This window comes from Mycobacterium arosiense ATCC BAA-1401 = DSM 45069, from assembly GCF_002086125.1.
Lineage (GTDB): Bacteria > Actinomycetota > Actinomycetes > Mycobacteriales > Mycobacteriaceae > Mycobacterium > Mycobacterium arosiense.
The window spans coordinates 26068-36177 of sequence record NZ_MVHG01000050.1 but is presented as its reverse complement, the minus strand read 5'-3'; the positions used below and the strand labels follow the sequence as shown (position 1 = coordinate 36177).

6 protein-coding genes, 1 pseudogene and 1 riboswitch are annotated in these 10110 nt (G+C 67.7%); of the genes and pseudogenes, 1 reads left to right on the top strand and 6 read right to left on the bottom strand.

Annotated elements, in window-relative coordinates:
- Nucleotides 1–73: 73 nt before the first annotated feature.
- The 6 genes from metE to BST14_RS18110 all read right to left on the bottom strand — a co-directional run bounded on the left by metE (nucleotide 74) and on the right by BST14_RS18110 (nucleotide 8127).
- On the bottom strand, nucleotides 74–2344 hold the full coding sequence (gene metE / locus BST14_RS18135; RefSeq protein ID WP_083065774.1) for a 5-methyltetrahydropteroyltriglutamate--homocysteine S-methyltransferase: 2271 nt from the start codon (nucleotides 2342–2344) through the stop codon (nucleotides 74–76).
- Nucleotides 2345–2480: 136 nt separating this feature from the next.
- Nucleotides 2481–2682, bottom strand: a riboswitch (cobalamin riboswitch).
- 51 nt (nucleotides 2683–2733) lie between these two features.
- Nucleotides 2734–3387 carry an SDR family oxidoreductase gene (locus BST14_RS18130; RefSeq protein ID WP_083065773.1) on the bottom strand — a complete coding sequence of 218 codons (654 nt, stop codon included), beginning with the start codon at nucleotides 3385–3387 and terminating at the stop codon, nucleotides 2734–2736.
- Nucleotides 3388–3480: 93 nt separating this feature from the next.
- On the bottom strand, nucleotides 3481–4323 hold the full coding sequence (locus BST14_RS18125; RefSeq protein ID WP_083065772.1) for an SDR family oxidoreductase: 843 nt from the start codon (nucleotides 4321–4323) through the stop codon (nucleotides 3481–3483).
- A 96-nt stretch (nucleotides 4324–4419) separates the two neighbouring features.
- Nucleotides 4420–5700, bottom strand: coding sequence for a TetR/AcrR family transcriptional regulator (locus tag BST14_RS18120; protein ID WP_083065771.1), 1281 nt, complete (start codon nucleotides 5698–5700; stop codon nucleotides 4420–4422).
- Between the two features lie 151 nt (nucleotides 5701–5851).
- Nucleotides 5852–6973 carry an acyl-CoA dehydrogenase family protein gene (locus BST14_RS18115; RefSeq protein ID WP_083065770.1) on the bottom strand — a complete coding sequence of 374 codons (1122 nt, stop codon included), beginning with the start codon at nucleotides 6971–6973 and terminating at the stop codon, nucleotides 5852–5854.
- Nucleotides 6970–8127 carry an acyl-CoA dehydrogenase family protein gene (locus BST14_RS18110; RefSeq protein WP_083065769.1) on the bottom strand — a complete coding sequence of 386 codons (1158 nt, stop codon included), beginning with the start codon at nucleotides 8125–8127 and terminating at the stop codon, nucleotides 6970–6972. The genes BST14_RS18115 and BST14_RS18110 overlap by 4 nt, the downstream gene beginning before the upstream one ends.
- A gap of 223 nt (nucleotides 8128–8350) precedes the next feature.
- Here BST14_RS18110 and BST14_RS18105 point away from each other — a divergent pair.
- Nucleotides 8351–10090 (top strand): annotated as a pseudogene (locus BST14_RS18105) (nitric oxide reductase activation protein NorD).
- The last annotated feature ends 20 nt before the right edge of the window (nucleotides 10091–10110 follow it).

The following is a 10110-nucleotide window of genomic DNA, read 5'->3' as shown; positions in this document are numbered from 1 at the left end:
TGTGGACCAAGACCGCCGACCAAATCCTGGACAGCATCGCCAACTACTGCCGACGAATTAACGACTCAGGACACTAGGCCTTCGCCCGCACCTGCTGGGCCGCGGCAACCATGTTCTTCAGCGACGCGCTCACTTCGTCGGGGTTGCGGGTCTTCAGCCCGCAGTCCGGGTTGACCCATAGCCGCTCGGCCGGCACCGCCCGCATCGCCGCGCGCAGCGACTCGGCCATCTCACCGGTGCTCGGCACCCGCGGCGAATGGATGTCGTAGACACCCGGACCCACGCTGTTGGAGAAGCCGATCGAGTTCAAATCGTCGAGCACCTCCATGTGCGAGCGTGCCGCCTCGAGGGACGTCACGTCGGCGTCCAGGTCGGCGATCGCGCCGATCACCTCACCGAATTCCGAGTAGCACAGGTGCGTGTGGATCTGGGTGGAGTCCGCGACGCCGGAGGTGGCCAACCGGAAAGACCCTACGGCCCAACGCAAGTACTCGTCCTGGTCGGCGCGACGCAGCGGCAACAGCTCCCGCAGCGCCGGCTCGTCGACCTGGATGATCGCGATGCCCGCCGCCTGCAGGTCCACGGTCTCGTCGCGAATGGCCAGCGCCACCTGATTGGCCGTGTCGGCCAGCGGCTGGTCGTCCCGGACGAACGACCACGCGAGGATCGTCACCGGACCCGTCAGCATGCCCTTGACCGGCTTATCGGTAAGCGACTGCGCGTATTTGGCCCATTCCACCGTCATCGGGTGCCGGCGGATGACGTCGCCGAAGAGCACCGGCGGGCGCACGCAGCGGCTTCCGTAGGACTGCACCCACCCGTTCTTGGTGGCGAAGAAGCCTTCCAGCTGTTCGGCGAAGTACTGCACCATGTCGTTGCGCTCCGGCTCTCCGTGCACCAGCACGTCGATCCCGAGGCTCTCCTGCAACTTGATGACGTCGGCGATCTCCTGCTTCATCCGCCTCCGGTATTCGGCGTCGTCGATCTCGCCGGCGACCAATGCGGCGCGCGCCTTGCGGATCTGAACGGTCTGTGGAAACGACCCGATCGTCGTCGTCGGCAGCGGCGGCAGGTGCAGGCGGGCCTCCTGGCTGGCGCGCCGCTGCGCCGCGTCACCGCGGTGCGAACCCGACGCGACGATCGAGGCGATGCGGGCGCGGATCTCGTCATTGTGCAGCCGCGGATCCGTCTTGCGGGAGGCCGCGGCAGCGTTGGAGGCTGCGATCTCGTCGGCGACCGCGTCGCGACCCTCGTTCAGGGCGCGGGCGAGCGTCACCACCTCGGCGACCTTCTCCTGCCCGAACGCCAGCCAGCTACGCAGCGCGTCGTCCAGGCTGGTCTCGGGCTCCAGCGAGTACGGCACGTGCAACGTCGAGCAGGAGGTCGAGACCGCCACGTGGGCCGCGGAATTCACCAGCGTCGTCAACTTGCCCAACGCAGCTTCCAGGTCGGTGCGCCAGATGTTGCGTCCGTCCACCACGCCGGCGACCAGCGTCTTGTTGGCGAGCTCGGGCACCCCCGCCCCCGCGGTGTCGGCGCCGTAGACCAGATCAACGCCGATCGCCTCGACGGGCGTGCGGGCCAGCGCCCCCAGCGAGTCACCCGGGTCGCCGAAGTAGGTGGCGACGTAGATGGCGGGACGGTTGCTCGCCTTGCCCAGTGCGTTGTAGACGGCCTCGGCCAGTGCCGGTGCGTCGGGAGAGATGTCGGTGACCAGCGCCGGCTCGTCGAGCTGTACCCACTGGGCGCCGTTGTCGGCCAACAGCGAGAGCAGTTCGGAGTAGATCGGCACCAATTCCTGCAGGCGCTCGACGGGGGCACCCCCGCCGCCGACCGCCTTGCTCAGCAACAGAAACGTGATCGGGCCGATGACCACCGGGCGGGCCGGAATATTTTGTCCCAGCGCCTCTTTCAGCTCCGAAAGTACCTTGTCCGGATTCAGCGAGAACGTGGTCGAGGGCCCGATCTCGGGAACGATGTAGTGGTAGTTGGTGTCGAACCACTTGGTCATCTCCAGCGGAGCGACGTCCTGGTTGCCGCGCGCCGCGGCGAAGTACCGATCCAGGTCGTCGCCGACCCGCGCGGCCCGGGCCGGCAACGCACCGAGCATGACCGCGGTGTCGAGCACCTGGTCGTAGTAGGAGAAGGTGTTCACCGGGACCGAGTCCAGCCCGGCGTCCGACAGGTTCTTCCAGGTGTCGCGGCGCAAGGTGGCTGCGACCTTTTCGAGTTCCGCGCGGCTGGTGCGGCCCGCCCAATAGCCCTCGGTGGCGCGCTTGAGTTCGCGTTTCGGGCCAATGCGCGGCGAGCCGACAACCGTGGCGGTGAATGCTTGAGGGGTCACGATATTCGTCCTTCAATCGGCGTGGTGGTCACCGCCGGCGGACGTGCAGCCGGTCCGTTAGCGGTGCGTACCCAGTACCAACCGCAACGGCTGCAGCCTAGCGCCCATTCCTCGAGGCGATGAGCCGCCGGACGCGGCGCGCCCGGCACAGCTGGCAGGTCTCCGGACTCGCAGGCGCGCACCGAGGCGGTGCTCCTAATGGCCGTCGCTTCCCAGTCTTACGACCAGTGCTTGCCAAAAACTCTGACGGCGGTCGTTCCTGCATACCGTTGCGGGACAGTCCCGGATTCTCACCGGGTTCCCTCTTACGAGGCGTTACTAACGTTGCCTCGCTCGATGCCGGCGCCGCGGTTGCGACGCAAGCAGACCAGCTGCGAGATGCAGTTTAGTCAGTTCGCCAACGCCTGCGCGATCGGGAGCGCAGTAGCGTCGTCGCCGTTGTTGAATTCGATGGTCCGCCGGATGGTCGAATCGTCGGCCAGCGCGGCTGCCGCGACCAACGCGACGTCGGCGCGGGAAACCTCACCGCTGCCGCGCCCGAGGACGATGCGGCCGGTGGCCGGTTCCAGCGTGAGCCGGCCCGGACCCAGCACCGTCCAGTCCAGGTCGCTGTCGCGCAGGTGGGCGTCTGCGGCGGCCTTGGCCTCCGCATATGGGAAGAACGAATTGTCTTCAGCCACGCCATGATTGAAGCCTGCACCGAAATAGGAGACCATCACGAACCGCTTGACGCCCGCTTGTCCGGCGGCGTCGATCACCCGGATCGCCGCGTCGCGGTCAACGGCATAGGTCCGCGCCGGGTCGCCGCCGCCCGCCCCGGCGGAGAAGACGACCGCGTCGTGCCCGGCCACCAGATCGGCCAGCGCGTTGGTGTCGAGCCGTTCGATGTCGGCCACCAGCGGCTTAGCGCCGGTGGCTGCGACATCGTCGGAGTGGTCGGGGTTGCGGAAGACCGAGCTCACCTGGTCGCCGCGCTGGGTCAGGTCGCGGGCCAGCTGCAGCGCGACCTTGCCGTGCCCGCCGAAGACGATGATGCGTGCCATAGCACCGACGTTACTTGCCCGCGAGACTGCATCTACCGACACAACCGCCGAGTAGACCCGTCGGTGGTTGCAGTCTCGCGGAAGGGCAAACCGCTACAGCTTGACGCGCCCCATGATGATGTCGATGATCGGCTTGCCCGGCGGGTAGGCGTTGGTGAGCGAGGCCATCGTGTGCCCGTAGTCGACCAGCAGCGTGATGCCGTTGATGCCGAAGGCGGCGGCGCTGTTGAGGAACGCCATCACGTCGCCCATCTGCTCCGGGGTGTGCACCTTGGAGCCGGTCTCTTCGCGGTAGTCCTGGGCGAAGGTGAGCCAGAGGTCGGCGTTGGACTGGGCCAGCGGGGTGTCGGTGGGGCCCGGGCAGATCGCGTTGATCCGAATGCCCTTCTTAAGCAGCGGGTAGCCCTGGGTGGCGACGTAGGCGTTGACGACCTTCTTGGAGAAGCCGTAGTGGATGATGCCCTCGGCTTCGTGCGCCTTGACCCATTCCTGGGCCGACGCGAAGTCCGGGGTGGCCAGGAACTCGTTAAGCAGGTCCAGGTCGTTCTCCCAGCCCATGCCGGCGACCGAGGAGATGAAGCAGATCGCCGAGCCGGAGGGGAGCTGGTTCTTCTCGAGCAGTCGCTCGATCAGGTGCCGGTGGCCGAGGAAGTTGATCGCCATCAGGTCGGTGGTCCCATCGGCGATGCCGGCGGCCGAGAACACGGCGTGGACCGGGCCGTCCAGCTGTTCGAGCGCGGCGTCGATCGACGCGGTGTCGCGCAGGTCGACCTGGATGGACTTGGCGACTTCGTATTTCACCGGCGCGTAATCCATCACGATCACCTCAGCGCCCAGCTCGGCCGCTGACTTGGCCGCCGCGGCGCCCATGCCGGTCGCGCCACCGACGACGAGAGCGCGCTTGCCGTCGTAGCGCAACCGATCGACAATGGTCATGGAAATCCCCTTCTCGGATAATGCCAACGCGGTTCTAACCGCTCAACTGTATGAGTAACAGTTATTTGGTTCAATACCGGGGCGGCTACTCGAGTGCTACTTGCCGCGGACCGCGACGCCGCGCAGCACGGTATCGCGCGCGTGCACCAAGGCCGCGCGCTTGCCGATTTCGGCGAGGATGTTCTCCGGTATCCATTGCAGGCCGATGACGCAGCGCGCCAGTACTGCGGTGGACGAGGTGTCGATTGCGATCTCTCCCGAGCGGATCCCCTCGGAAAGCAGGGTTTTCATCTGCCTCAGTCGGGTGGCGTAGAGCCAACCCGGGTTCGGCGTGTCCGGGGGCGATTGGCGCATCCAGGCCAGCTGGATCCTGAATTCGTCGGAGAACCGGTCGAGCGCGTTGACGTTTACCCAGCTCAGCGCGTCCAGCTTTTCGACCGGTGTGGCATCCGAACGCAGGACGCTGACCCAGCCGGCCTCGACCTTCCTGCCGAAGGATTCCATGATCGACGCGAGCAGTTCGTCTTTGGACCCAATCACCCGATACACCGTTCCGGTGCCGAGGCCGGCCGCCGAGGCGATGTCCCTGATGGTGGTGACCTCATATCCTCTGCGGCCGAATTCGGCTCGCGCCACCGCGCGCACCGCCGCCGCCTTGTCGCTCGGGTCGGCATCGCTGTCGTCGGACCACGTGGCGATGACGTCATCGGCGGCGGTCAACGCTTTCGAGCGGTCCAGTGCCGCGTCGGTCGGTGCCCGAGTCGCCAGACCCTGCAAAATGATTCGACACAGCAGTGCGGCCACCTGTTCGGGAGCGGACTTGTGGCGCATGACATCGAGCCCCACCTGCAGCATGGTCTGGCAGATGCGGTCGGCCAACGTGGGAAGGTCGATGTCGGGTTTGATGTAGCCGCTCCACCGGCCGGCGCGCAGCGTCTGCAGCATCGCCTCCTGAATCGCCGTGGGCCGTTGCTGGGTCAGCTTGATCAGCTCCGGATCCGTGCTCGGCCCCTCATAGAACGACATCTGCAAGGCCGCGCGGTGTGCTACGGCACAGTCGGCGATCGCCGCCCCGAGCTCAATGATCTGTTCTTCGGCAGGGCGGGCGTCGGGGTTGTTCAAGCTCGTCTGGGCGGCCCGTCCGATGCGCTCCAGATCGTCCTGATAGCGGCGGATCAACTCGATGAGGATGGCCTCTTTGGACTCGAAATGGTGGTACAGGCTGCCGGGGAGGATGCCCGCGGCGTCGGCGATCTCCTGCAGCGAGGTCCGCAGACCCGAGGAAGCGATCAATGACGCTGCGGTGGCGAGGATTTCGGCGCGGCGCGTCGGGGATTCGGCTGTGGCGCCGGCGCGCAATGACTCGACCTTTGCCATGGTCAGCGGTGGGCGAGCCTGGACGACTGCGGGTCGGCGAGCATTCGCATTCGTCCCTCTCCTAGGCAAACCAAATCTTTGTTAAAAGCTATCAGACTGCGCGCGGTGAATGCGCTGGACAAAGCGGTGAAAGCCCCATTCTATATCTGGATCAGGGTCGACCTCGCTCGGCCAGGGCCGCACCGAGTTCGGTCAGGTAGTCGTCGGGGCCGCCGCGAAACGCGCTCCAGCTCAGCAGGCGCTTGAGGTACAGGTGGGCGTCGTGTTCCCAGGTGTAGCCGATCCCGCCGAACACCTGGATGGCGGTGTCGGCCACGGTGGCCAGTCGCCCGGCGAACGCCTTGGCCCGCACCGCGGCAAGATGCCGCTCCTCGCCGGCTTGACCGTCCGCATCCGGGCAGGCGTCGCTGACCCACAAGGCGTGGATCACGCCGCCGCGGGCCAGCTCGACCGTCTCGTACATGTCCACACACAGGTGCTGGACGGCCTGGAAGGACCCGATCGGCTGGCCGAATTGCGTTCTGCTTTTGGCGTATTCGACGGCGAGGGTCATGATGGCGCGCGCGGCGCCCAGCGCGTCGGCCGCGGTGGCGATCAGCACGTCGTCGATCACCGCGGCCAGGTCGACGGTGGGCGCCGCGGCCAGCCGTTGCGCGGGTGCGGCGTCGAAGGTGACGCGGAACCGCTTGCGGGTCGGGTCGATGCCGCGTTCGGACGCGAATGACACCCCGGACGAGCCGGCCCGCACCGCGAAAAGGGCGGTGCCCTCGGCCTCCTCGGCGACCGCGAGCAGCACGTCGGAGGCAGCGGCGTCGGGCACCGCGGCGATCTCGCCGTCCAACACGATCGCGTCATCGCGTCGGCCCGCGGCAACCGGGGGGTTCACCGAATCCGGAAAGCAGACCGTGGCGATGGTGGTGCCGTCGGCTATGCCGCGCAACAACTCCGGTGCGACCTCGCCGGCGCCGAGCCGGGTCAGCGCCCGCGCGGCGGCCACCGCCGTCGACAACCACGGCCCGGGATGCAGCGCGGCGCCCAGCTCTTCGGCGACGATGCCGGCCTCGACCATCGCCATGCCGGCGCCGCCGTACGTCTCCGGTATGAGCAGACCGGTGGTTCCCAGGTCGGCGAGACCGCGCCACACCGTCTCGTCCGTCCCGGTCGGATCGTCGAGCAGCGCCCGGACATGTTGTGCGATCGGTGCCTTCTCGGCCAGGAAGCGCCGCGTGGTGTCGCGCAGCGCCGCCTGCTCGTCGGTGAGTTCGAGGTTCATTTCCGCGGCAACCCCAGCACCCGCTGCGCGGTGATGTTTTTGTTGACCTGCGTGGTGCCGCCCGCGATGGTCAGCGACCGCGACGTCAGGCGGTAGTTCGCCCACGGCGCTCCGGCGCCGCTGGTACCCAGCACGTCAAAGGCCAATGCCGCGAGGTCCTGGCCGATCTCACCCCACACCGTCTTGGCGAGGCTGGCCGACCCAAACGCGTCCCCGCCATGCAATGACGCCGAGATCGACCGCTGGCACAGGACTTCGAGATACTTGATGCGAAGCGCGATTTCGCCGAGCCGCCGCAACGTCACCGGATCGTCCAGTGCGCCGCTGTCGACCGCGGCGAGGTCATTTACCAGCTCTTCGAGCCGGACCTGCATCTCCGCGTACAGCCTGGCGGCGCCGGCGCGCTCGTGGCTGAGCGTGGTGGTGGCCACCTGCCACCCCGCATTCAACGGCCCGAGCAACGCGTCCGCCGGCACCCGCACGTCGTGAAAGAACACCTCGGCGAAGTCGGCCTCACCGTTGAGCGTGACGAGCGGGCGAACCTCGATGCCGGGCAGCGTCATGTCGACGATCAGGCAGGAGATCCCCTGATGTTTGGGCGCCTCGGGATCGGTGCGCACGTACAGCTGACACCAATCGGCCCGATGCCCCAGCGAGGTCCAGATCTTCTGCCCGTTGACGACGAAGTCACTATCTTTTGGGCCGTCTCGCACCGCGCGGGTGCGCAGCGCCGCGAGGTCGGACCCCGCCTCTGGCTCCGACATTCCCTGGCACCAGATGTCGTCGGCGCGCATCATGCGGGGGAGCAGCGTGAGCTTCTGGCTCTCGGTGCCGTACTGCATGATGGCCGGGGCGATGTTGTTGAGTCCAATCACGTTGAGCGGCATGGGAGCTCGAGCGCGGGTGGTCTCTTCGGTGTAGACCAGCTGTTCGAGCACCGTCGCGCCGCGCCCGCCGTATTCGGGCGGCCAGGACACGGCGGCCCATCCCGCGTCGGCCATCTTCGCGTTCCAGGCGCGCAGCATCTCGAACGCGGCGTCGTCGCGGCCGGTGGGCCGGCGGGCCGCGACCAGCTCGTCGGTCAGGTTCTGCGCCAGCCAGTCGCGCAGCTCGCTGCGGAATCGTTCCACGTCCGCCGGGTAGGAAAAGTCCACGTTTCTGTCTTTAGCATCGGAAAACCTTGTGGCCAAGCCGGACTCTACGGTCGAGCAGATTATTGGTCAATGACGCCGGCCGGCGTGCGCGGGGCGGCGAGGCGCCGTGTGCTCCTGATTCATTGACTGGCGTGCAGCCGGACTCTACGGTGGAACAGATATTTGGTCAACACACCGGAGGTGAGGGGTGGGGGACCGGGGCGACCGGGTGCAGGGACTCGGCATGCTCGCCTCCGCGCTCGCGGGACGGGCGACAGCGGTCGCCGAACTGCCATCCGGCGAACCAGCGTGGACGGACGGCCAGACGATTTACGTCGATGCCGCCGCACCGCCCCACACGCGGCTCGAGTCGGTCGCCGTGCACGCCTCGATGATCGCGGCCGGCAGCCTGGATTCCGTTGTGGTTGCTCGATTGGTGCGACACCGCAAACTGGCCATGCGTTATCTGGCGGTCGAGGGCCACCGCGCGCTGATCGCGAATGCCGCCTTGTTGCCAAGCGTTTTGGCGTCACAGGGTGACCCGGACATCGCCCGCCGCAGCGATTCGCCCCACGCGTCACTTGACCTCGCCGCGTCACGGGTGGGGCTCGATAAGCCGCCGCCGGCATTCGGCGCGATCCGCGCGGCGAAGGTGCTGTCCGCATGCGCCCGGGTGGCACCGGATGCGGAGCTCGCGCCCGGGCATGCGCCCCGGCGCAATGGCGCAACGGAACTGGACGAACTCGACGACGGTGAGGTGGACGACTCCGACGATCCCGACCTGTTCACCAGCCCCGTCGGCGGCGGCGGATTCATCGGAAAGTGGTTGAAAACAATGCTGTCCTCGGCGCGTAAGACCGGTAGTGGCGGCGGCCCGCCCGGCGCGGACAACCCGACCCATCGCACCAACTCCGGCGAGCGCGGCGCATACGCTGTGACGTCGCTGGCCTCGACGTCCGGCGACGAGGCGGACGCCGAGGACGAAAGCCGAACCGCCGCGGACGGCGTGCGATATCCGGAATGGAACGTCGCGCGCAAGAGCTACCGGCCGGCCTGGTGCACGGTGCGCGAGATCGATCCTGAGATCAAAGCCTCGGCCACCCAGGCTATGGACGACGCCAGCGGGATGCGGCGGCCGCTGTAGCGGCTCGGCATGGGGCTGCACCCTCGCCACCGACAGGTGCAGGGCGACGACATCGACATAGACGCGGCCGTGGAAGCCCGGGTCGAGGTCCGGGCCGGGTCGGTGCCCGACGAGGCCGTGTACCTGGACAGCCTGCGGCGCCGTCGCGACCTGTCGGTGCTGCTGCTGCTCGACGTGTCGGGCTCGGCGGGCGAACCCGGAACGGTCGGACGCACGGTGCACGAACAACAGCGTGCGGCCGTCGCCAACCTGACCGTGGCCCTGCACGACCTAGGTGACCGCGTCGCGCTGTACGCGTACTACTCGCAGGGCCGCCGCGCGGTGACCATGGTGCCGGTCAAGCGGTTCGACGACCCGCTGAACGCGCAGGTCGTCAGGCGGCTCAACAGCCTCGAACCCGGCGCCTATTCACGCCTGGGCGCGGCGATTCGACACGGTGCGGCGACCCTGGAGGCGCGCGGCGGCACGTCACGGCGGCTACTGGTGGTGCTCTCCGACGGGTTGGCCTACGACCACGGCTACGAGCGGGCATACGGTGCCGCGGACGCGCGCCGCGCGCTCACGGAGGCCCGCCGCCGGGGGACCGGCTGCGTATGCCTGACGATCGGCGCGGGAACCGACGTGCATTCGCTGCGCAGGGTTTTCGGCAGCACCGCGCACGCGACCATCGCGCGCCCCGAGCAGCTCGCCGTTGTGATCGGGCCACTGTTCCGCTCCGCGCTGCGTTCGGCGGAGGTCCGTCGCAGGGTATCGGTGATGCCAAGTCCCGGAACATCATTGGCGCACCGGAGGCCTTCGCCACGAGTCGCGCCACTTGAAACAAACATCTGTTCCGGCTAGGCTCCCAATCGCCGGAAGTG